Genomic DNA, 22,616 nt, shown 5'->3' on the forward strand with positions numbered 1-22,616 from the left:
CAGGAAGAACCTGCCCAGGATCTGTAGCGAGAGGCCGTCAGCCGGTGGCGGCCGGAGCACAGGAACCGGAATGTACTTTATTCCGAGCACCGCCCGACGCCGGATCACGGCCTCGCAGTAAGATCATGGGCAGGTTCGGGGTATTATTGCGGCCATGCATCAGACCGATATCGAACTCCTGCGCGCGGAAATCGCCGCGGCAGCCGCCCGCATGATCGCCGAAGACGGCGCCGACTACGCCAGCGCCAAACGCAAGGCGGCGCGCCAGATCTTGGGCGATGCCAAGGCGCGCGGCGAGATCCTGCCCGATAACGCACAGATCGAAGACGAAGTGCGCGCGTATAACGAATTGTTCTTCGGCGACACCCAGCCGGCGCGATTGTTGCACTTGCGGCAACTGGCGGTGCAGGTAATGGAAGAACTCTCGCGCTTCAATCCCTACCTGACCGGCGCGGTACTGAACGGCACTGCCGGCGAGCATTCCGACATCCATTTGCAATTATTTACGTCCAGCGCCAAGGACGTCGAGATTTACCTGCTGAACAAGAACGTCAACTTCGAGGTCAGCGAAAGCAATCATTTCAAGGGCGGCCAGGCGGTGGTGGAGACGCTGAGCTTCCTGCTGCCGCAAAAAGGCCGCGCGCCGGAAGGCGTGCACCTGGCCGTGTATGATGTTGACGACCTGCGCGGCGGTGTGCGGACCGCATCAGGCAAACGCACCGAACGCGCCGATATCGACGCAGTTCGACGTCTCATCGTGGAAGAAGACTCATGAAAAAGCGAAATTACCTGCTGTTTGTGCTGATTGCGATCCTGGCCGCCGGCGTCGGCGTCTATACCAGCCACAAACAGGCCCAGACCCCGCCTACCCCGCAGACACCGGAAGCGCGCGCCGTCGCCAATCTGTTTGCGCAGACCATGCCCGACGCCGCAGGCAAGCCGCAGGCCTTGTCGCAATGGAAAGGCAAGCCCCTGATCATCAACTTCTGGGCCACCTGGTGCGCGCCTTGCGTGGAGGAAATGCCGGAACTGGCTGCCTTGCAGGCGGAAGTTGCGCCGGTGCAAATCATCGGCATCGGCGTCGATTCCCAGGAGAACATCGCGCAGTTTGCGGAAAAATTCCATATCTATTATCCTCTCTACGTTGCCGGCACCGGTGCCACCGATCTGCTGCGGCAATTCGGCAATCAGGCCGGCGGCCTCCCCTTCACGGTCCTGGTGGGACTGGACGGCAACCTGAAAAAGGTCTATCTTGGGCGCCTGAATTTTGATGAGCTGCGCCGCGACCTCGCCTCCCTCAAAAACATGTAAATAAAGTTTTTCTTGCCAAATGAAGGCATTTGACGGCAAAATGCGCGCATCGTCGTCAAACGGAGCTTTATCTCCATGGCAATAAACCTTCTCCTCCTTAATGGGCCCAACCTGAATCTGCTGGGCACCCGGGAGCCTGAAGTCTACGGATCGACCACCCTGGCTGACATCGAGCAGCGTGCGGCGGCGCAAGCGAGCAAAGCCGGCGCACGCCTGAGCGCTTTCCAGAGCAACCACGAAGGTGCGCTGATCGACCGCATCCATGCCGCCCGCAAGGAAGGCGTGGACGCCATCGTGATCAATCCCGGCGGACTCACCCATACCAGCGTGGCATTGCGCGATGCGCTGGCGGGCGTGGCCATTCCTTTTGTCGAAGTGCATATCTCGAATATCCACCAGCGCGAGGAATTCCGTCACTTTTCCTATCTTTCCGGCATCGCCAAGGCCGTATTGTGCGGCTTCGGCGTCGATGGTTACCGGCTGGCGATTGATCACCTGCTGCTGCAGCCATAAGGATCCCGTCCCACTCTTTTCCATCAGCATCGCCATGTTGCATGCAGCATGAGCCGATGGTGACCCAATCAACTAGTTATATCCCTATTTAATACTGAGGAATTCACATGGATTTACGGAAACTCAAAACCCTGATCGATCTGGTCGCGGAATCTGACATCGAAGAGCTGGAAGTCACCGAAGGCGAAAGCAAGGTTCGCATCGTCAAGTCGTCCGCCACGCCGCAAAACCAGGTCGTGATGATGCAGCCGCAGGCAGCGTATCCGCAAACCCTGCAAGCCGGCGCCGCTCCTGCCGCCCCGGTTGCTGCAGCAGCGCCGGTCGCGCCTGCCGCACCGGAAGGCCACATCGTCAAGTCGCCGATGGTCGGCACCTTCTACCGCTCCTCCGCTCCGGGCGCTCCGGCGTTCGTCGAAGTCGGCAAGGAAGTCAAGGAAGGCGAGACCATCTGCATCATCGAAGCAATGAAGCTGCTCAACGAAATCGACGCCGACAAGGCCGGCGTGATCAAGCAGATTCTGGTTGAAAACGGCCAACCGGTCGAATTCGGTCAGCCACTGTTTGTGATCGGCTAATCCTGCCAGAATACGGATGCATGTCCGGCGCCTGCCTGCGCAAGATCGCGGCAGGCGGATGCGCGGACCATCCGGGGCGGATCTGGTTATCTGTTTGTAAACGCTTGACTATTGGCGACGCACATCCCTCATATGTTTGAAAAAATCCTTATCGCCAACCGTGGCGAAATCGCTCTCCGTATCCAGCGCGCATGCCGTGAAATGGGCATCAAGACCGTGGTCGTTCACTCCGAAGCGGACCGCGAGGCGAAATACGTGAAGCTGGCGGACGAATCGGTCTGTATCGGCCCGGCTCCTTCCGCGCTGAGCTACCTGAACATGCCGGCGATCATCAGCGCCGCTGAAGTGACCGACGCTCAGGCGATCCATCCGGGCTACGGCTTCCTGTCGGAAAACGCCGACTTCGCCGAGCGCGTCGAGAAATCCGGCTTCGTCTTCATCGGCCCGCGCCCTGAAAACATCCGCATGATGGGCGACAAAGTGTCGGCCAAGCAGGCCATGATCCGCGCCGGCGTGCCGTGCGTACCTGGTTCGGAAGGCGCCCTGCCCGACAATCCGAAGGAAATCGTGCAGATCGCGCGCAAGATCGGCTATCCGGTCATCATCAAGGCGGCAGGCGGCGGCGGCGGCCGTGGCATGCGCGTGGTGCATACCGAAGCAGCGCTGATCAACGCCGTCACCATGACCAAGACGGAAGCCGGCGCAGCCTTCGGCAATCCGGAAGTCTATATGGAGAAGTACCTGGAAAATCCGCGCCACGTGGAAATCCAGATCCTCGCCGACGAACACAAGCAAGCCATCTGGCTGGGCGAGCGCGATTGCTCGATGCAGCGCCGCCACCAGAAGGTTATCGAAGAAGCGCCGGCGCCGGGCATCCCGCGCAAGATCATCGAGAAGATCGGTGAGCGCTGCGCCGAAGCCTGCCGCAAGATGAACTACCGCGGCGCCGGCACCTTCGAGTTCCTGTACGAAAACGAAGAGTTCTACTTCATCGAAATGAACACCCGCGTGCAGGTCGAACATCCGGTCACCGAGATGATCACCGGCGTCGACATCGTGCAGGAGCAGATCCGCATTGCCTTCGGCGAAAAGCTGCGTTACCGCCAGCGCGACATCGAACTCAAGGGCCACGCGATCGAGTGCCGCATCAACGCCGAAGACCCGTTCAAGTTCACGCCATCGCCGGGTCGCCTGACCGCATGGCATGTGCCGGGCGGTCCTGGCATCCGCGTCGATTCGCACGCTTACGCCGGTTACTTCGTGCCGCCGAACTATGACTCCATGGTTGGCAAGGTGATCTCTTACGGTTCGACCCGCGAGCAGGCAATCCGCCGCATGCAGATCGCACTGTCGGAAATGGTGGTCGAAGGCATTTCAACCAACATCCCGCTGCACCGCGAGTTGATGGTCGATGCCCGCTTCATCGAAGGCGGCACCAACATCCACTATCTCGAGCACAAGCTGTCTGAGCGCCCCACCGCGCCGACGGCGGACAAGCCGGTGAAGAAATAAGTTGAAGCAGTAAGTTAAAGAAGTAAAGGCAAAGAAACCGATGGGCTGGACCGAAATTGTCATTCAAGTCACGCGTGACCAGGCTGAGGCGCTCTCCGACGCCTTGATGGAGTCGGGCGCGCTGTCGGTTTCGGTGGAAGACGCCGACGAAGGCACCGTCGCCGAGCAGCCGCTGTTTGGCGAGCCCGGCATGGAGCCGACCGAAGCGGCGTGGGAACGCAGCCGCGTGGTCGCTCTGGCCGACGTCGACGCCGACCATGCCACCATCGTCAACGATGCCGCCAAGGCCATCGGCCTGGACTACGCCCTGCCGTTCGCCTTGCGTTCGGTGGAAGAGCAGGACTGGGTGCGCCTGACGCAATCGCAATTCGAACCTATCCACATCGGCAAACGCATCTGGGTCGTGCCAAGCTGGCACGACGCACCGGAACCTGATGCGCTGGTGCTGGAGCTCGACCCCGGCCTGGCCTTCGGTACCGGCAGCCATCCGACCACCCGTCTGTGCATGGAATGGCTGGAGCAGCATGCGGTCGATGCGGCGACCGTGCTCGACTACGGCTGCGGCTCCGGCATTCTGGCGCTGGTCGCCAAGAAGCTCGGCGCGCAGCATGTAATCGGCGTCGACATCGATCCGCAAGCGCTGGAATCGGCGCGCTTCAACAGCGAGCGCAACGCCTGCGACGACATCGAATACCACCTGCCGGAAGCCTTCGTCCGCAGCTATCCCGAAAGCCAGACCTTCGCCATCGTGGTCGCCAACATCCTGGCCGGCCCGCTGCAACTGATGGCGCCGATGCTGGCCGGACGCGTGGCGCCGGGCGGTTCGCTGGTGCTGTCGGGCGTGCTCGATCGCCAGGCCCAGGACGTCATCGCCGCCTATGCGCCCTACCTCGAACTGAGCGTGTGGGCCGAGCACGAAGGCTGGGTCGCATTGGCCGGCCGCGCGCCGACGGTGTAAGCATGCAGCGCGGCCTCGCCCATCGCCGACACGGCAGCGCCGGATTGCCTCCGGCCTGCATAGCCCCCGACGAGGTCTGCTGATGGCGCTGGCGACCCAATGTCCCTTCTGCCAGACGACATTCCGCGTCGCCCAAGATCAGCTCAAACTGCGCGGCGGCCTGGTCCGCTGCGGCACTTGCAAGGAAGTTTTCAACGGCAACGACCATCTGGTCGCGCCGGAAATCGCCCAGCAACTGGTCGTCGCGCCGCCGACGCCGACTCCCGCTCCCCGCTCCATTGAATCCGCAGAACCGCATGCGCCGCTGGGCTGGCCTCCGTTGCCTGGATCGCCGCCGGTGCAGCCTGTGCAAGCTGCAACCATCCCGGCGCCTGCCGAGGATTCATCGGCACCCGCAGCACCGCCGCCATGGATGGCCACCGCCAATCTGTCCGCCGCCTTCGCCAGCATTGCAGCGGAAACCAACGATGCTCCCTGGGGTGCGCCTCCAGTGCAGAAGAACGACGCGCCGGACGCGGCACCGCCGGCTGCGCAAGAAACCGCACCTGAACCAGCGTCGGCAGCCTCCTTCCCGCTGCCGGGCTCGCCCACGACGGCGCCGGCTTCTGCCGACAATGCGGCAGCACCGCTTGCCGTGCCGGACGCCAGCGTCAACACACTGACACAAGCCTTGTCGTACCCGGTTCCTCAGACCTCTTCCGTCACGCTGACTGACACTGACGCAGCCGAAGCGAAGACTGAAGCGGCAGCGCTTGTCACGCCGAAACAGCAAGCTGTCCAAGAAGCCGGCGCGGAAGAAGAATCTGAAGAAGAGGAGACTGAGGAGGCAGAATACGACGAAGACGCTCCCGCTTTCGTTCAGAAAGCCGAACGTCGCGAACGCCTGGGCCGGATCGTCCGCGTCGCCATGATCGTCGGAGCCGTCATCCTCGGCATCGCGCTGCTGCTGCAGGCGACCTATGTCTGGCGCAACACCGTCGCCGCTTGGCTGCCGTCGACGCGGCCGTTGCTGGCTGCGGCCTGCGCACCGTTGCATTGCTCCGTGGGCCTGCCCGCCAGCATCGACCAACTGGTGCTGGACTCAAGCGAACTGCAATTGGTGCCGCCCAATCAGAACATCTATACCTTGTCGGCGCTGCTGCGCAACCGCGGCTATGGCGCGCAGGCATGGCCTTATCTGGAACTCACGCTCAACGACGGCGACGAAAAAGCCATCACGCGCCGCGTCTTCACGCCGCGCGAGTACCTGGCTTCGGCGAAACTGGTCGACAGCGGCCTGGCCGGCGAAGGCGAGCAGCAGATCAAGCTGACCTTCGAGCTGGCCCAGCCCGCCGCCTCCGGCTACCGCATTTACCTGTTCTACCCCTGACCCCTCGCTCGCTGCCGGCCACTGCCCGCTGACCGCAACAAACGACACAAAGGCACGGGGATTCTTCTACAATGCTGCATTCCCAACTTTTTCAGACTACGCCATGAGTTCACTGATTTGCGGCTCGCTCGCCTACGACAACATCATGCAATATGACGGCCGCTTCTCCGAAGCCCTGCTGGCCGATCAGTTGCACAAGATCAACGTGTCCTTTCTGGTGCCCACCATGCGACGCGAGTTCGGCGGCTGTGCCGGCAACATCGCCTACAACCTGAAACTGCTGGGCGGCGAACCGGTAATCATGGCGACCGTGGGCCAGGACAGCGCGCCATACCTGCAGCGCTTCAAGGATCTCGGCATTTCCACCGACAACATCCGCGTGATCGACAGTTCGTTCACCGCACAATGCTTCATCACCACGGACGCCGGCAGCAACCAGATCACCGCTTTCCATCCGGGCGCGATGACCTTCTCGCATGAGAACAAGGTCGCCGATGCCGGCGCGGTCAAGTTCTCCATCGTGGCGCCGGACGGCCGCGACGGCATGCTGCAACACGCCGAGCACAGCGCCCAACAGAATATCCCGCTGATTTTCGATCCGGGTCAGGGCTTGCCGATGTTCAGCGGCGACGACCTGAAGCATTTCATTGAGCTCGCCACCTATGTCGCGGTCAACGATTACGAAGCCGAATTGCTGACCACCCGCACCGGCCTGAGCCTGGAGCAGATCGCCGGACAAGTCTCGGCGCTGATCGTCACGCGCGGCGAACTGGGCGCAGAGATCTATGCGGACGGCCAAAAGATCGACATCCCTTGCGTACCGGCCGAGACCATCGCCGATCCGACCGGTTGCGGCGACGCCTTCCGCGCCGGCATGCTGTTCGGCCTGGAAAAGGGCATGGACTGGGCTACCATCGGTCGCCTGTCCAGCCTGATGGGCTCGATCAAGATCGCTTCGCAAGGACCGCAGAATCACGCTCCTACCCTGGCCGAAATCGACGACCGTTTCCACAAGGCCTTCGGCTACCGTTTCGCCTGATCGTATTGAGAGCAGCCGCCCTGCGGCTGCCCGCTCACTGCTCACCGCTCATTGAAAGGATTGATCATGAAACGCTTCGTTTCCACGCTCGCCATCTCGTGTGCGGTGTCCCTGCTGGTTGCGTCCGGCGCAATGGCGGCCCTGAAAGCAGGCGACAAGGCGCCCGATTTCACGGCGCAGTCCTCGCTCGGCGGGCAGGTGTCGACCTTCTCGCTGGCCGATGCGCTCAAGAAAGGTCCGGTGGTGCTGTACTTCTATCCGGCCGCATTTACCACCGGCTGCACTATCGAAGCGCACTTGTTCGCCGACGCCATCGATCGCTACAAGGCACTCGGCGCCACGGTGATCGGCGTGTCGAACGACAAGATCGATACCCTCAACAAATTTTCTGTGAGCGAATGCCGCAGCAAGTTTGCCGTGGCCGCCGACACCGATCAGAAGATCATGAAGTCCTATGATGCCGTGATGACGATCAAGTCGGACTACGCCAGCCGCACATCCTACGTGATCGCGCCGGATAAGAGCATCATCTATGAATACAGCAGCCCGAGTCCCGACAAGCACGTTGAGAACACGCTGCAAGCGCTGCAGCAGTGGGTCAAACGCAAGTAAGCTTATTGATTCGCAGAGGGCGCGTCAGGTAGTTGCAATGGTTTGCGGGCCGGCGCCGGAATAGCGCCACTGTCGACCTCTTCCCACGCCGTGACGAAATCCTCGTCAGCGACATAGATGCGCAGATAGGCTTGCAAACGCAGATTTTTCGGGGCGAGGAATGTCAGCCGGCGCTCTTTGCCGTGCTCATCAAATGCCGGTTGCTCGTAGGTATAGCCCCATAGCTCCTGTCCGTTGAACAGGCCGGGCTGCGTGATCTGCGTGTAGTACTGCTTCTTCCCGAAACGCTTGGCCTTGATCATCATCACGCCGAGGCCGCCGGCCAGCACCGCAATCAGGACAGCGCTCACAATCATCCATCCGGTACGTTTTGTCATTGCACTCACTTTAACCAAAGTCAAAGTGAGTCTGACTGCCCCTGCGCTGACCGGGTTGCTCGCATTTTATCGAGCATGTCGATGAAATTGTCTTTTCAGCCGATCGACAGGATCAGGGTGCTGACCAGGCGCACCGCAATCTGCAGCAGGATCAACGCCGCCAGCGGCGACAAGTCGACGTTGCCGATCAGCGGCAGGACCTTGCGCAGCGGACGCAGCAAAGGCTCATTCAACGCGCGCACGAACGGCGCCAGCGGCGCATACGGATTGACCCAGCTGAAGATCGCTTCGATGATCAGCGTGGCCATGAAACCGTAAAAAATCCATTGGAAGAAGCGCACCAGCGACAACAGAATGATGGGCTGAAAATCAAACCCCGAGGCAAATCCCAGCGCCGCGATGATCGACAGCAGCACGACCAGGAAGGCGCCGACCAGGCTGGCCCAGTCATAGCCGCCGACGCCCGGCAGGATCCTGCGCAAGGGCTTGACCAACCAGTCCGACAACTGGAACACGAACTGCCCCACCGAAGCCGGCGGGCGCACCTGCACCACCTGCATCCAGAAACGCAGCAACAGCACCCCGGCGAGCACGCTGGCGATGGCGTCAACGATCAACATGAAAATGCTATGCAACACGGTCACTCTCCATAAGAAGCTGCTTACTTGTTTACGCGATCTCCGTCCTGCGGAGGCCCTCTGGTGCACATACTAAACCATGCAGCCGTTTTCCCTATGTGGGGACGGCGAATAATTAATAAAGACTAAAGCAAGCACGCCAACGCGTTGAGACGGGCGAAAAAAAACCGCTGCATGAACGAATCACACAGCGGTATTTTTGCACCTGATTACTCAGGCGCCAGGCCAGGTCCGATTAAGGACGTGTTGTGCCTGTTGGGAACGGCCAAGCTGCTGCCGGGTTCAGCACAGTCTTCACAGCAGGAGCTGCTGCAGCGGCTGGCTTAGCTGCCGGCTTTTTAGCCGCAGGCTTAGCAGCTGCCTTCTTGGCGACTGGCTTCTTCGCTGCTGGCTTAGCGGCTGCCTTGACGGCCGGCTTTGCAGCTGGCTTGGCGGCTGGCTTCTTAGCCGCTGGCTTGGCGACTGCCTTCTTCGCGACTGGCTTCTTCGCTGCAACTGCCTTCTTAGGAGCTGCGGCCTTCTTCGCCACTGGCTTCTTCGCTGCGACTGGCTTCTTCGCTGCGACTGCTTTCTTGGCGACTGGCTTTTTAGCGGCGACTGCCTTCTTCGCTACTGGCTTCTTGGCTGCAACTGCTTTCTTAGGAGCCGCTGCTTTCTTCGCCACTGGCTTCTTCGCTGCTACCGGCTTCTTCGCTGCGACTGCCTTCTTGGCGACTGGCTTCTTCGCTGCAACTGCCTTCTTCGCTACTGGCTTCTTGGCTGCAACTGCTTTTTTAGGAGCTGCTGCTTTCTTTGCCACTGGCTTTGCTGCTGCCTTAGCTACTGGCTTCTTGGCGGCGACTGCCTTCTTAGGAGCTGCTGCCTTCTTGGCTGCAACCGGCTTCTTAGCGGCGACCGCTGGTTTCTTTGCAGCCGGCTTCTTGGCTGCTGGTTTCTTTGCTGCTGTTGCCATTTTGTTTCTCCTTCTTCACGTGATGGAAAAAATCAAGCTTGATTTAAGAAACCCGTCTGTACCATCGCGATGATGCAGGCGGATTATTCATCGGCACAAGCAAGCTTCTGCTTGCGCTAATGAATTCGGCACCAGCTGAACTGCTGCATCCCCTCATGTATGCAGCACTTCAGCTATCTTGGCTGGGCCTCTGCCCCGCTTGTTCAGGGGCTCAGAGCCTTGTTTCGCGCCTTCGCGAACGCCACAACCAAAAAAAACGCCAGCGGATTACACGCTAGCGTCAGGAATACGATTCCCGAAAAACCTTCAGGTTTTTCAAAGGAAAAGCCGCCTGACCCGATTTGATCGGGTCAAGCGGCGATAACAGAGAAGATCGTTTCGGTCTTTTACTGTTCATTAAATTTGGTGAAAGCCTTCCGTTTTTGGCAGTCGGATATCTTGCAAGCTATCCGACCGCTGAGTGCCTCACAGATCTCGCTGAAGAGCATTGACGAGATGGGCACATCATTCCCAGTTAAGCGCGCCTCCGGTTTGATACTCGATGACTCTGGTTTCAAAGAAGTTGCGCTCCTTCTTCAAATCGATCATCTCGCTCATCCACGGAAACGGATTTTCTTCTTGCGCGAACAGCGGATCAAGTCCGATTTGCTGTGCGCGACGATTAGCGATGAACCGTAAGTAGCCTTTGAACATCGGCGCATTCAAACCTAGCACGCCTCGCGGCATTGTATCCTCTGCGTAACGATATTCCAACTCTACGGCGCTTAAAAACAACGATTTAATTTCGTTTCTGAATTCCGGCGTCCACAAATGCGGGTTCTCCATCTTCACCGTGTTGATCAGATCGATCCCGAAATTGCAGTGCATCGATTCATCGCGCAGGATGTATTGATACTGTTCGGCGGCGCCCATCATCTTGTTCTGGCGACCCAGCGCAAGGATCTGCGTGAAGCCGACGTAGAAGAACAGGCCTTCCATGATGCACGCGAAAACGATCAGCGACTTCAGCAGCTTCTGGTCGTTCTCGGTGGTGCCGGTAGTGAACTGCGGATCGGTCAGCGTGTTGATGAACGGGATCAGGAACTCGTCCTTGTCGCGGATCGACTTCACCTCGTGATAGGCGTTGAAGATTTCCGCTTCATCCAGCCCCAGCGACTCGACGATGTACTGGTAGGCGTGGGTGTGGATCGCTTCTTCGAACGCCTGGCGCAGCAGGTACTGACGGCATTCCGGCGCGGTGATGTGGCGGTAGGTGCCCAGCACGATGTTGTTGGCGGCGAGCGAGTCGGCGGTGACGAAGAAGCCGAGGTTGCGCTTGACCAGACGGCGTTCGTCTTCGGTCAGGCCGTTCGGATCTTTCCACAGTTCGATGTCGCGCTGCATGTTGATTTCCTGCGGCATCCAGTGGTTGGCGCAGCCGGCCAGGTACTTGTCCCAGGCCCATTTGTATTTGAACGGCACCAGCTGATTGACGTCGGTGTGGCCGTTGATGATGCGCTTGTCGGCGGCGTTGACGCGGCGGGTCACATCAACCGGCGCTTCGTCTTTGGTAACCAGAGCAGGATTCAGGGCCACGTCGGAAAACTGCGGACGTGCATTTACGGCGGCCGATTGCAATTGAGGCTGAGGCGTTTGCGAGGCGCGTGGCGCGGATGGTGCCGGCGTCGCCTTCACTTCATCATCCCAAGAGAGCATTTTTTGATCCTTTACTTTATTTACTTTTGACGTCCCGGCGCGGCCGGGATGTGACTTATGACATTGATTCAGGCGGCTCGTTCATCTTCCGGAGAAGACTGCCGCCGGACTTGCCGGCGGCGGTTGCCTGTAGTTACTGCGTTTTGATTACTGGCAAGCTTCGCACTCTTCGAAACCATCATCGCCGGGACGCAGGTAGCATGCTTCGCCGTCGGCTTCGACTTCTGCCGCCGCCACGGTTGCCATGCTGGCGGCAGACGCCGTCATCGAGGCCGGTGCAGCTGTTGCCGCCGCCGCTGCACTGTGGCTGACGCCGCCGTCCACCGCCACCGCGTTCAACGCGCCGGTCTTGGAAGTCGACTTCTCGGTATGTGTCGCGCCGATGGTGCGGAGGTAGTACGTGGTCTTCAGGCCGCGCAACCATGCCAGCTTGTAAGTTTCGTCCAGGCGCTTGCCCGAGGCGCCGGCCATGTAGATGTTCAGCGATTGCGCCTGGTCGATCCATTTCTGACGGCGGGATGCTGCTTCCACCAGCCAGGAGGGCTCGACTTCGAAGGCGGTGGCGTAGATGTCGCGCAGGTCTTGTGGGATGCGGTCGATCTTGGCCAGGCTGCCGTCAAAGTACTTCAGGTCGGAAATCATGACTTCATCCCACAGGCCGCGGGCCTTCAGGTCACGTACCAGGTACTCGTTGATTTCGGTGAATTCGCCGGACAGGTTCGACTTCACATACAGGTTCTGGTAAGTCGGTTCGATGCAGGCCGACACGCCGATGATGTTAGAAATCGTTGCCGTCGGTGCGATCGCCACGCAGTTCGAGTTGCGCATGCCGAACTCTGAAATGCGCGAACGCAGTGCCGACCAGTCCAGCGTTTCGGACATGTCCGCTTCCAGGTAGCCGCCGCGTTCCTGCGCCAGCAACTTCAGGGAATCTTGCGGCAGGATGCCGCGATCCCACAGCGAACCGCGGTAGGAGCTGTAACGGCCGCGCTCTTCCGCCAGCTCGGTCGATGCCCAGTAAGCGTAGTAGCAGACGGCTTCCATCGAACGGTCGGCGAATTCCACCGCGTCCATCGATGCGTAAGGCACGCGCTTCATGTGCAGGCAGTCCTGGAAGCCCATGATGCCCAGGCCGACCGGACGGTGGCGCAGATTCGAGTCACGCGCCTTCTTGACCGCGTAGTAGTTGATGTCGATCACGTTGTCGAGCATGCGCATGGCAGTGCGGATGGTCTTTTGCAGCTTGGCGTGGTCGATTTCACCGTTGACCAGGTGGGCCGGCATGTTGACCGAACCCAGGTTGCAGACGGCGATTTCGGATTCGTTGGTGTTCAGGGTGATCTCGGTGCACAGGTTCGAGCTGTGGACCACGCCGACGTGTTGCTGCGGCGAACGGATGTTGCATGGGTCCTTGAAGGTGATCCATGGGTGACCGGTTTCGAACAGCATCGACAGCATCTTGCGCCACAGATCCAGTGCGGCAATCTTCTTGAACAGCTTCAGTTCGCCGCGTGCAGCCTTGGCTTCGTAGCCAGTGTAGGCTTCTTCGAAGGCCTTGCCGAACTTGTCGTGCAGGTCGGGCGCATCGGATGGCGAGAACAGGGTCCAGTCGCCCTTTTCCATGACGCGCTTCATGAACAGGTCGGGAATCCAGTTGGCGGTGTTCATGTCATGCGTACGGCGGCGGTCATCGCCGGTATTTTTACGCAGGTCGAGGAATTCCTCGATATCCATGTGCCAGGTTTCCAGGTAGGCGCAAACTGCGCCCTTGCGCTTGCCGCCCTGGTTGACCGCCACGGCGGTGTCGTTGACCACTTTCAGGAACGGCACCACGCCTTGCGACTTGCCGTTGGTGCCCTTGATGTGCGCGCCCAGCGAGCGGACCGGGGTCCAGTCGTTGCCCAGGCCACCGGCGTACTTGGCCAGCAATGCGTTTTCCTTGATGGCTTCGTAGATGCCGTCCAGATCATCGGCAACGGTGGTCAGGTAGCACGACGACAGTTGCGAACGCAGGGTGCCCGAGTTGAACAGGGTCGGGGTCGAGCTCATGAAGTCGAACGAAGACAGCAGGTTGTAAAACTCGATAGTGCGTTCTTCGCGGTTGATTTCGTTCAACGACAGGCCCATCGCGACGCGCATGTAGAACGCTTGCGGCATTTCGATGCGGGTGCCCTGGATGTGCAGGAAGTAGCGGTCGTACAAAGTTTGCAGGCCGAGGTAGCCGAATTGCAGGTCGCGCTCAGGCTTGATGGCCTCGGCCAGCTTGACCAGGTCGAACTGGGCCAGCTTGGAGTCGAGCAGGTCGGCGGCGATGCCCTTCTTGATGTACTTGGCGAAGTAGTCGAGGTACTCGGCCGGTGCATCGGCTTGCGCCACTTCCTTGCCGAACACTTCTTTACGGATCGTGTGCATCAGCAGGCGTGCGGTGACCTGGCTGTAGGCCGGGTCTTTTTCCATCAGCGCGCGGGCAGCCAGGATGGCCGACTTGTGCAGCTCTTCCACCGGCACGCCGTCGTACAGGTTCTTGACCGTTTCAGCCAGGATGGCGTCGGCGTCAACGTGTTTTTCCAGGCCGACGCAGGCGGCGGTGATCAGGGTGCGAACTTCGTCGAGGTCCAGCAGACGGCTCTGGCCGTCTTCCACCACGTGCAATTGCGGTGCGGCGAAATCGGTCTTGGCGGCGCTGCCTTGTTGCTGGGCGCGCTCTTCCATGCGCTTGGCGCGGTACAGCACGTAAGCGCGGGCGACGTCGTGTTCGCCGGAACGCATCAGGGCCAGTTCAACCTGGTCCTGGATGTCTTCAATATGGAAGGTGCCGCCGGTCGGCTGGCGACGCACCAGGGCCGAGACGACGCTGGTAGTCAGTTGCTCGACCATTTCGCGCACGCGCGCCGATGCCGCACCCTGGCCGCCGTTGACGGCGAGAAACGCCTTGGTCACCGCGATCGAGATTTTCGATGGTTCAAAACCGACCACCGCGCCGTTGCGGCGGATGATTCTGTATTCGCCCAGACCGGAAGCCGGCTTGATCAATTGCGACGAGGTGGCTTCGTCATGATTGCCTGCGGCGGGGATGACGCCAAAATCTGTTGGGGATTTAGCGGAAATTTCTTGAGTAGAGCGCACTGAGCCTCCTAAAACTGTGATTGATGGACAGCAAAACTGCCCGCGTTGCCAATAGAACCTTCTCTCTATATAGATACTGAAACGGAGAGAGGTTCACGAAATACCGGGAACAGGACAACACCAATGCCGCTGCCTGTGTGCAGCCGCCTGGTTGCTACCTGTTCCGAACCGTTAATAAAATCTGAGAAAACCTGAGATGAGAGGACTGCCGAGACATCGTTTGAATTGTTGCTTGCCTCAAGACCCGTCACCCGCAATGAAGCCCAACCATGAAGCCCTGACCTGCTGAACCTGCCCGGCCCCTGTTGAGAGCCTGATCCGGCGCCATGTACATGCCGCGACGAACCGAGAACAGCTACTTCCAACCCAAAGAACGATTAAAGATTTACTTACCAAAAACACTACATCTAGTTCCAAAGGAATGATTGAGACTAATTCTAGTGTCTGCAATCGTCAGATGCAACCGCTATTTCTGGATATTTTTATATGTTTTACGCTTGACTTCCGCCGCCCCCAGCAGGGAAGCGCAATTGCGCTTGTTCTGCAAGGCAATGGAAATTTTTCCGGAATCTCGCCCAGTCGAAAAATGGACCGGGGTCGGTCTTGCGACCGGGAGCGATGTGCTCATGACCGGCCACATCGGTCAGCGGATACCGTCGGCGCAGGGCGTCGGTGAGCGTCGCCAACACTTCGTACTGAAGGTCGGTGAAGGGCTCGAAGTCGGTTCCCTCGAGCTCGATGCCGATGGAAAAGTCGTTGCAGCGCTCTCGTCCATGGAAGCTGGACACGCCGGCATGCCAGGCCCGGTCATTGGCCGAGACGAACTGGATCAGAGCGCCGTCGCGCTGGATGACGAAATGGGCCGACACCCGCAAGGGGCGTAATTGATCGAAATACGGATGGGCGTCGCAATCCAGCCGGTTGCAGAACAGATCGCCGATGAACGGTCCGCCAAACTGGCCCGGCGGCAAGCTGATGTTGTGGATCACCAGCAGCTCTGCCGCCACGCCCTCGGCGCGCGCGTCAAAGTTGGGCGACGGCTGGCGGTGCGCCTGTCCGCACCAGCCGTCGGCTTCGATGTCCAGGACCGGCGCCGGCATGTTCATCTCAGGACGAGGCCAGACGCAGGTGTTCTTCGCTGCAAAACACGGTGCCGGCAGCGTTGCTGATGGACTCCGACGCCGGAAAATGGATGCCGCAATGCGCACATTGCACCATGGCCTCAATCTGCTGCTGAGGCTCGCTGCGCTTGCGCGCGAACGGATTGCGGCGCGCGCCTTCCCGGTCTGGAGAAGAGGCGGCGCCAGCCGCCATGGATTTTTTGGCGCGCTGGAACCAAACCACGACCGCCAGGGCGACTATCAGCCAAATGAGATATTTCATACGAGTATCCGATGCAGCACGACTTCAAGCACGAAGCGACTGCCGACATAGGCGAGCAGCAAAATGGCAAACCCGGCGAGGGTGAAACTGAGCGCGGTGCGACCGCGCCAGCCTTGCCATTTGCGTCCCGCCAGCAATAAACCGAACAGGCCCCAGGACAACAAGGTGAAGATCGTCTTGTGATCCCACCGGAACGCCTTCTGGAACAACTGCTCGGAAAACACGACGCCCGACAGCACCGTCAGGGTCAACAAAACGAAACCGAATGCGATCAGGCGAAACAGGATCTTTTCCATCGTCAGCAGCGCCGGCAGGCGGTCCAGTGCGATCGAGAACCAGCCCGAGCGGGCCGGTCCGGGTCGCGTATGCAGGCGCGACTCCTGCAGCACCATCAGCACGGCGTGGAAGGCCGCGATGGTCAGCGTGCTGTAGGCCAGGATGGAAATCGCGATGTGCCACAGGAACCAGTCCGACTTGCCTGCCAGCTCGACCATGTTGCCTGGAAATACGCTCGGCAAAATCACCGCCACGGCCGCCACCGGCAGCACCAGCACGCGCAGGCTGTCGAGCGAGAAGTTGCGGTTTTCAAGCCAGTAAGCCGCCACCGAGACCCACATCGTGGCCGACAGCATCACCGCAAATCCGACGCGCACGGCGTCGGGCGCAAACATGTCGTAGACCAGGGCGCCGCCGTGCAGCAGCCATCCGATCACCGTCCCGAGTGAAATCGGCAGGCGCCGCTCGGAAGGCAGGAAGGCGCAGCCCAGATAGAGGAGCGCAGCCAGAATGAAAAAATAAGTTTGCATCGACTAAGTTTACACCATGTCGTCACTTCGCTGACTGCGGGAGGGGCGGCAAAAAAGCGCCGAAGAGAGCCTGGCGCACTTACCGGAAGGCAAATGCGACCCCGCTCTATTGCGTTGGCACGAAACAATAGAGTGGGGGCAAAACAGCAAAAAACAATGCTCAGTCGACGGCGGCGGCGCGCATCTCGTCGTGGTGATGGCGCTGCTGCTCTTCCATGACCAGTTGGCCGAGTTCGCGCTTCAAGGCGTTGAACTCGGGGTCGGCCGGATCGCGCAGGCGTGGCAGCGTGACTGTGATGTCGCGCTTGATGGTGCCGGGACGATAGGTCATGACGACGATGCGGTCGGCCAGGTAGATGGCTTCTTCGATGCTGTGGGTGACGAAGACGATGGTCTTCTTGAACTCGTCCCAGATGCGCAGCAACTCGTCCTGCAAATTGCGCCGCGTCAGGGCGTCGAGCGCACCGAACGGCTCATCCATCAGCATGATCGGCGAATCCAGCGCCAGCACGCGGGCAATCGCCACGCGTTGGCGCATGCCGCCGGACAGGTCCTTGGGGAAACGGCTGCGGAAATCGATCAGGCCCAGCTTGTCCAGCAACTGCGTCACGCGCGCCTGGATCTCAGCCTTGCCGACGCCCTTGATTTCAAGGCCGAAGGCGACGTTCTGCTCGACCGTCATCCAGGGGAACAGCGCGTACTCCTGAAAGACCATGCCGCGATCCGGTCCCGGCTCGGTGACCAGTTTGCCGTCGGTGGTGATGCTGCCGCTGCTGGGCAGGGCGAAGCCGGCGATGGCGTTGAGCAAGGTCGACTTGCCGCAACCCGACGGGCCGAGCAGACAGACGAACTGGCCGTCCGGGATGTCGAGATTGATGTCCTTCAAGGCCACCACTTCGCGCTCGTCGCTTTTGAAAACCTTGTTGACGCCGGCAATGACGATTTGGGATGCGTTCATGTCAGCTCTCCAGTCCGCGATGCCAGCGCAGCATGTAATTGTTCAGACGGCTCATGCCGAGGTCGATCGCCAGGCCGAGCAGGCCGATGGTGATCATGCCGGCGATGATCTTGTCGGACCAGAAGTATTCGCGTGCTTCCATGATGCGGAAACCGAGGCCGTTGCTGACCGCGATCATTTCGGCCACGATCACCACGATGAAGGCGGTGCCGATGCCGATGCGCACGCCCGACAGGATGTAGGGCACCGCAGCCGGCAGCATCACGCGCACGAACAGCGTGCGCTGGCTGGCGCCGAGGTTGCGCGCAGCGCGCAGGTAGATGCTGTCGACCTGACGCACGCCGGCGATGGTGTTCATCAGCACCGGGAAGAACGCGCCCAGAGAAATCAGGAACAGCGCCGGCGGATTACCCAGCCCGAACCACAGGATCGCCAGCGGGATGTAGGCGATCGGCGGAATCGGACGGATCACCTGCACCGTCAGGTTCATCAACCCGTAGACGCGCTGGCTGGAGCCCATCAGCAAACCCAGCGGCAAGGCCAGCCCGGCGCCGATCAGGAAACCGACCACCACGCGATACAGGCTGCCGAGGGCGTCCATCAACAGCTCGCCGGAGAACAGCCAGGCCAGCCAGCTGCCCTCGGCGGGATCATATGGTTTCAGCGGTGCGGCGTACTCGAACCACTTGTGCACCACCGCCCACGGCGACGGCAAAACCAGCGGATTAATCCAGCCCAGCGAAGACGCCGCCTGCCAGATGGCGATCACCGCCACCGGCACCAGCAATCCCTCCAGGGCTCCCCCAATTTTTTGTTTTGCCATCGCTGTTTCCTTGTTACTTGACGAATTACTTCAGGTTCATGCTCTTCTTGGCTTGCTCCAGCAGATCGGTTTTCACCCAATCCTTGGCGACCGGCGGCTTGGCCATCTTGCCAGTGCCGTACTTGGCCATGGTGTCGGTGGTGATCTGGATATGCTCGGCGGTGATGTCATAGGCGTAAGGAGAATTGCCGATGGCGTCGTAGAAGTCTTCCTTGGTGATCTGGTTCTTGAAGATCACTTCACGCACGTATTTCTCGGCGGTTTCCTTGTTGTCGATAAAGGTCTTGGTCGCCTCCAGGAAACAGCGCATGAACTTCTCGGCCAGCGGACGCTTCTCTTTGTAGAACTTCTCGGTCATCACCATGGTGCGCACCGGTTCGCCGATCGGGGTGTCGTACGGCTTCATGACTTCGACGCCGTAGCCCTTGTTGATCGCCTGCGAGGATTGCGGCTCGCTCTGCATCATGGCGTCGATGTTCTTGCCCAGCAACGCCTGGTTGAGGTCGGCAAACGCCAGGTAGACGATGGTCACGTCCTTGGAAGTCAGGCCGTTCTGGCCGAGTTCGGCGTCGAGCAGCACTTCATGGATACCGCCGCGGGTGACGCCGACTTTCTTGCCCTTCAGATCCTTGACCGACTTGATGTTGGAATCCTTACCTGCCACCAGACGCGCGCCGCCCTTGGCGAAACCGGCCACGACATAGATCGGCGCGCCGTTGGCGCGGCCCGAAATGGCGGCTTCCGAAGCGGTGGTGCCGACGTCGAGTTCACCGGCGAGGATGCCCTGCATCACGTCGGGACCCTTGGCGAAGACTTTTTCGTCGACCTTGATGCCGCATTTCGGGGCGATTTCCTTGATATAGGACACCGCGCCGTAGTGGGCGAATTTGAGGTTGCCGAGGCGGATCACTTCCTGTGCGCCGGCGCTGAACGAAGCGCCTGCCGCCATGATGGCGACTGCAGCCGCCGCGATGAGTTTCTTGTGCATCTCTCTCTCCTGTCGTTATGTTTGCGCCGCGAGCGAAGTACGCCGCGGGTTGATATGCGCCTTCCTCGTGGGAAGAACCGTCCATTCATTCTGTGCAAGGCCACTGTATACACAAATCCTGCAGCGAGAACAATACCGTACTTTCCCCTACTCTTGTTCAGGGGCCTGCAGGGATAGCCGCTGAGAGGCGGTGCGATCGGGTAAAATGGCTGTTTACGCTGCGGTTTTCGCCCGGACGATTTTCACCCGAAATTTCCGGCGCGGGCCGCACCCATTTCTTCAAGATAACGGTTCATCATGCTCGACAATCTCACCCAACGCCTTGCCAAAGTCGTCAAAACCATGCGCGGCGAGGCGCGCCTGACCGAATCCAATACCGCCGAGATGCTGCGCGAAGTGCGCCTGGCGCTGCTGGAGGCCGACGTCGCCCTGCCGGCAGTGCGCGAGTTCATCGCCAAGGTCAAGGAAAGAGCTCTCGGCGAAGAAGTCATCGGTTCGCTGACCCCGGGCCAGGCACTGGTCGGCGTGGTCCAGCGCGAGCTGGCCAGCCTGATGGGTGCCGACCTCGGTCCGGCAGCCTCGCAGCTCAACTTCGCCACCCAACCGCCGGCGATCATTCTGATGGCCGGTCTGCAGGGCGCCGGTAAAACAACCACCGTCGGCAAGCTCGCCAAGTACTTGCGCGAGACCACCAAGAAAAAGGTCCTGACCGTCTCCGCCGACGTCTACCGTCCAGCCGCGATCGGCCAGCTGGAAACCGTGACCGCCCAAGCCGGCGCCGACTTCTTCCCGACCAAGACCACCGACAAGCCGGTCGACATCGCCTTGGCCGCGCTCGATTACGCCAAGCGCCATTTCCATGATGTGCTGATCATCGACACCGCCGGCCGTCTCGGCATCGACGAAGCGATGATGCAGGAAATCAGCGCCGTGCACGCCGCTGTCAAGCCGATCGAAACCCTGTTCGTGGTCGACGCCATGCTCGGCCAGGACGCCATCAACACCGCCAAGGCCTTCAGCGACGCGCTGCCGCTGACCGGTATCGTGCTGACCAAGCTGGACGGCGACTCGCGCGGCGGCGCCGCCTTGTCGGTGCGCCACATCACCGGCAAGCCGATCAAGTTCGCCGGCGTGGCCGAAAAACTCGACGGCCTGGAAGCCTTCGATCCAAGCCGCATGGCCAATCGCATCCTCGGCATGGGCGACATCCTGGCGCTGGTCGAAGAAGCACGCAAAGGCGTCGACGTCGCTGCTGCAAACGACCTCGCACAAAAGATCAAGGGCGGCGGCAAGTTCGACCTCAACGACTTCAAGGCCCAGCTCGGCCAGATGAAAAAGATGGGTGGCATGGCCGGCCTGCTGGACAAACTGCCGGCCCAGATGCAGCAGGCCGCCGGCAAGACCAACATGGACCAGGCTGAAAAGCAGGTGCGCCGCATGGAAGGCATCATCAACTCGATGACGCTGCAAGAGCGCGCCAAGCCGGAACTGATCAAGGCCACGCGCAAGCGCCGCATCGCCGCCGGCGCCGGTGTGCAGGTGCAGGAAGTCAATCGCATGCTGGCCCAGTTCGACCAGATGCAGACCATGATGAAGAAGCTCAAAGGCGGCGGCATGATGAAGATGATGCGCAGCATGAAAGGCATGATGCCGGGCATGCGCTGAGGCCACTTTGGAGGGTGTCCCGGCGCAGCGCGAAAGCCGCGCCGGGCGGCTTTTTGAGAGGAGCAAAGCGGGTTTTCGCAATCGTCGTTGCTTATAGCGTGTTTTCGCCCCGAAAAGCGCTAAAAAACACTTGCATCGCCGGGAAAACCGCACCACTATTGCTGGTGCGTGATTTGCGCATTCAACTCTTTCCTTGCTTGATCTCTTATTAAGGAGGCTTACAGATGGCCACAGCCAAAAAACCCGCAGCCGCAGCGAAGAAGCCCGTAGCAAAAGCAGCACCGAAAGCAGCACCGAAGAAAGCAGTCGCAGCACCGAAAAAGGCAGCACCAAAAGCAGCAGCAAAGCCTGCAGCAAAAGCCGCCGCACCAAAGAAGGCCGCCGCACCAAAAGCAGCAGCCAAGCCGGCAGCAAAGAAACCAGCCGTCAAACGTACTCCCAACGCCGCCTTCATGAAGCCGCTGACACCGTCCGCAGCGCTGGCTGAAGTCGTGGGCGCGAAACCTCTGCCACGTACGGAAGTGACCAAGAAGGTCTGGGAATACATCAAGAAACACAATCTGCAAAACCCTGAGAACAAGCGCAATATCGACGCGGACGACAAGTTGAAAGTCGTGTTCGGCGGCAAGAAACAGGTATCGATGTTTGAAATGACCAAGCTGATTTCCGGCCATTTGAAATAGGCAATACAGGTTTTTGCAGACTTGCTTGCAAAACAAAAACGCCCGCAACGCGCGGGCGTTTTTGTTTTTGGATGCGATTCGGGTCATGCGCCGACAGTGCATTCCTACAGGAGAGCGATATCTCTGTCGCCGGCTGAACTTTGGGTTTTGGGCCGGAGTCTAGACTGCACGGACGTAAACCTGAAAGGATTCGGCATGACATTTCCTCAACCCAACCCGGCCCGCGCGGGCCTGCGCAAGACAACCGCAGCAATCAGCATCGCTGCAGTGAGCCTCCTGACTGCCGGCGGTGTTTTCGCTGCTGGCAAGAGCAACTCCGAGCTCGACGCGCAATATCAACGTGAAAAAGCCGTTTGCACCAGCGGCCAATCCAACCAGGACAAGGCCACCTGTCTGCGCGAAGCCGGCGCCGCTTACCAGCAGGCCAAACAAGGCAAGCTCAATGACGGCCAGCAGACGCAATATTCTTCCAACGCGGTAAATCGTTGCAAGGCCTTGCCGGCCAGCGACCAGGCCGATTGCCAGCGCCGCATTGAGAACCCCACCGACGTGGAAGGCAACGCGCCCTCCGGCGGCATCCTGCGCAAGGACGTGACGATCGTACCCGCGACGACACAGTAAGAGATTGGCTAT

General features: G+C 60.0%; 23 protein-coding genes. 12 read left to right on the forward strand and 11 right to left on the reverse strand.

The features are described 5' to 3' along the window. The first annotated feature begins 154 nt into the window (after positions 1–154). From ACIROY_RS18665 to ACIROY_RS18705, 9 genes are all read left to right on the forward strand, one after another. Positions 155–775, forward strand: a complete 621-nt coding sequence (locus tag ACIROY_RS18665) for a hypothetical protein (protein ID WP_402275534.1) — start codon at positions 155–157, stop codon at positions 773–775. Next, complete coding sequence (locus ACIROY_RS18670) at positions 772–1,311, forward strand: TlpA family protein disulfide reductase (RefSeq protein WP_402275537.1); 540 nt, start codon at positions 772–774, stop codon at positions 1,309–1,311. Before ACIROY_RS18665 ends, ACIROY_RS18670 begins: the two co-directional genes overlap by 4 nt. A 75-nt stretch (positions 1,312–1,386) precedes the next feature. Beyond that, positions 1,387–1,824, forward strand: coding sequence for a type II 3-dehydroquinate dehydratase (aroQ, locus tag ACIROY_RS18675; RefSeq protein WP_116436605.1), 438 nt, complete (start codon positions 1,387–1,389; stop codon positions 1,822–1,824). A gap of 107 nt (positions 1,825–1,931) precedes the next feature. Then, positions 1,932–2,399, forward strand: a complete 468-nt coding sequence (gene accB, locus ACIROY_RS18680) for an acetyl-CoA carboxylase biotin carboxyl carrier protein (protein ID WP_402275540.1) — start codon at positions 1,932–1,934, stop codon at positions 2,397–2,399. Between the two features lie 132 nt (positions 2,400–2,531). Then, positions 2,532–3,911, forward strand: coding sequence for an acetyl-CoA carboxylase biotin carboxylase subunit (gene accC, locus ACIROY_RS18685; protein WP_402275543.1), 1,380 nt, complete (start codon positions 2,532–2,534; stop codon positions 3,909–3,911). Between the two features lie 40 nt (positions 3,912–3,951). After that, positions 3,952–4,869 carry a 50S ribosomal protein L11 methyltransferase gene (gene prmA / locus ACIROY_RS18690; RefSeq protein WP_402275546.1) on the forward strand — a complete coding sequence of 306 codons (918 nt, stop codon included), beginning with the start codon at positions 3,952–3,954 and terminating at the stop codon, positions 4,867–4,869. A gap of 82 nt (positions 4,870–4,951) precedes the next feature. Beyond that, positions 4,952–6,238, forward strand: coding sequence for a DUF3426 domain-containing protein (locus ACIROY_RS18695; RefSeq protein WP_402343180.1), 1,287 nt, complete (start codon positions 4,952–4,954; stop codon positions 6,236–6,238). A gap of 103 nt (positions 6,239–6,341) precedes the next feature. Then, on the forward strand, positions 6,342–7,277 hold the full coding sequence (locus ACIROY_RS18700; RefSeq protein WP_402343183.1) for a carbohydrate kinase family protein: 936 nt from the start codon (positions 6,342–6,344) through the stop codon (positions 7,275–7,277). Between the two features lie 66 nt (positions 7,278–7,343). Then, a complete protein-coding gene (locus ACIROY_RS18705; protein WP_402343186.1) occupies positions 7,344–7,889 on the forward strand; it encodes a peroxiredoxin in 546 nt (181 codons plus the stop codon). A gap of 2 nt (positions 7,890–7,891) precedes the next feature. Here ACIROY_RS18705 and ACIROY_RS18710 read toward each other — a convergent pair whose 3' ends face one another. The 11 genes from ACIROY_RS18710 to ACIROY_RS18760 all read right to left on the reverse strand — a co-directional run bounded on the left by ACIROY_RS18710 (position 7,892) and on the right by ACIROY_RS18760 (position 19,635). Further along, positions 7,892–8,266, reverse strand: coding sequence for a YxeA family protein (locus ACIROY_RS18710; RefSeq protein ID WP_402343189.1), 375 nt, complete (start codon positions 8,264–8,266; stop codon positions 7,892–7,894). 95 nt (positions 8,267–8,361) lie between these two features. Beyond that, on the reverse strand, positions 8,362–8,904 hold the full coding sequence (locus ACIROY_RS18715; RefSeq protein ID WP_053201110.1) for a YggT family protein: 543 nt from the start codon (positions 8,902–8,904) through the stop codon (positions 8,362–8,364). Between the two features lie 235 nt (positions 8,905–9,139). Further along, a complete protein-coding gene (locus tag ACIROY_RS18720; protein WP_265211169.1) occupies positions 9,140–9,856 on the reverse strand; it encodes a histone H1-like DNA-binding protein in 717 nt (238 codons plus the stop codon). A gap of 504 nt (positions 9,857–10,360) precedes the next feature. Beyond that, on the reverse strand, positions 10,361–11,551 hold the full coding sequence (locus tag ACIROY_RS18725; RefSeq protein WP_116436613.1) for a ribonucleotide-diphosphate reductase subunit beta: 1,191 nt from the start codon (positions 11,549–11,551) through the stop codon (positions 10,361–10,363). A 147-nt stretch (positions 11,552–11,698) separates the two neighbouring features. Further along, positions 11,699–14,677, reverse strand: a complete 2,979-nt coding sequence (locus ACIROY_RS18730; protein WP_402275557.1) for a ribonucleoside-diphosphate reductase subunit alpha — start codon at positions 14,675–14,677, stop codon at positions 11,699–11,701. Positions 14,678–15,168: 491 nt separating this feature from the next. Beyond that, the gene (gene ampD / locus ACIROY_RS18735) at positions 15,169–15,777 is read right to left on the reverse strand and encodes a 1,6-anhydro-N-acetylmuramyl-L-alanine amidase AmpD (RefSeq protein WP_402275559.1); all 609 of its coding nucleotides are present in this window, start codon (positions 15,775–15,777) and stop codon (positions 15,169–15,171) included. Between the two features lie 7 nt (positions 15,778–15,784). Next, a complete protein-coding gene (locus ACIROY_RS18740; RefSeq protein WP_402275562.1) occupies positions 15,785–16,060 on the reverse strand; it encodes a PP0621 family protein in 276 nt (91 codons plus the stop codon). Continuing rightward, entirely contained in the window at positions 16,057–16,866 is an 810-nt protein-coding gene (locus ACIROY_RS18745; protein WP_402275564.1) for an inner membrane protein YpjD, read from the reverse strand. The genes ACIROY_RS18740 and ACIROY_RS18745 overlap by 4 nt, the downstream gene beginning before the upstream one ends. 160 nt (positions 16,867–17,026) lie before the next feature. Further along, a complete protein-coding gene (locus ACIROY_RS18750) occupies positions 17,027–17,824 on the reverse strand; it encodes an ABC transporter ATP-binding protein (protein WP_402275566.1) in 798 nt (265 codons plus the stop codon). 1 nt (position 17,825) lies between these two features. After that, a complete protein-coding gene (locus tag ACIROY_RS18755; RefSeq protein ID WP_402275568.1) occupies positions 17,826–18,647 on the reverse strand; it encodes an ABC transporter permease in 822 nt (273 codons plus the stop codon). Between the two features lie 25 nt (positions 18,648–18,672). Then, positions 18,673–19,635, reverse strand: a complete 963-nt coding sequence (locus ACIROY_RS18760) for an ABC transporter substrate-binding protein (RefSeq protein ID WP_116436620.1) — start codon at positions 19,633–19,635, stop codon at positions 18,673–18,675. A gap of 297 nt (positions 19,636–19,932) precedes the next feature. Between ACIROY_RS18760 and ffh the strand changes: the two genes are divergently transcribed. The 3 genes from ffh to ACIROY_RS18775 all read left to right on the forward strand — a co-directional run bounded on the left by ffh (position 19,933) and on the right by ACIROY_RS18775 (position 22,604). After that, positions 19,933–21,300 carry a signal recognition particle protein gene (ffh, locus tag ACIROY_RS18765; RefSeq protein ID WP_116436621.1) on the forward strand — a complete coding sequence of 456 codons (1,368 nt, stop codon included), beginning with the start codon at positions 19,933–19,935 and terminating at the stop codon, positions 21,298–21,300. A gap of 224 nt (positions 21,301–21,524) precedes the next feature. Then, positions 21,525–21,983, forward strand: coding sequence for an SWIB/MDM2 domain-containing protein (locus tag ACIROY_RS18770; RefSeq protein ID WP_402275570.1), 459 nt, complete (start codon positions 21,525–21,527; stop codon positions 21,981–21,983). 195 nt (positions 21,984–22,178) lie between these two features. Then, positions 22,179–22,604, forward strand: a complete 426-nt coding sequence (locus tag ACIROY_RS18775; protein WP_402275573.1) for a hypothetical protein — start codon at positions 22,179–22,181, stop codon at positions 22,602–22,604. Positions 22,605–22,616: the final 12 nt, after the last annotated feature.

Source organism: Herbaspirillum sp. NPDC101396, from assembly GCF_044767365.1.
Classification (GTDB): domain Bacteria; phylum Pseudomonadota; class Gammaproteobacteria; order Burkholderiales; family Burkholderiaceae_D; genus Herbaspirillum.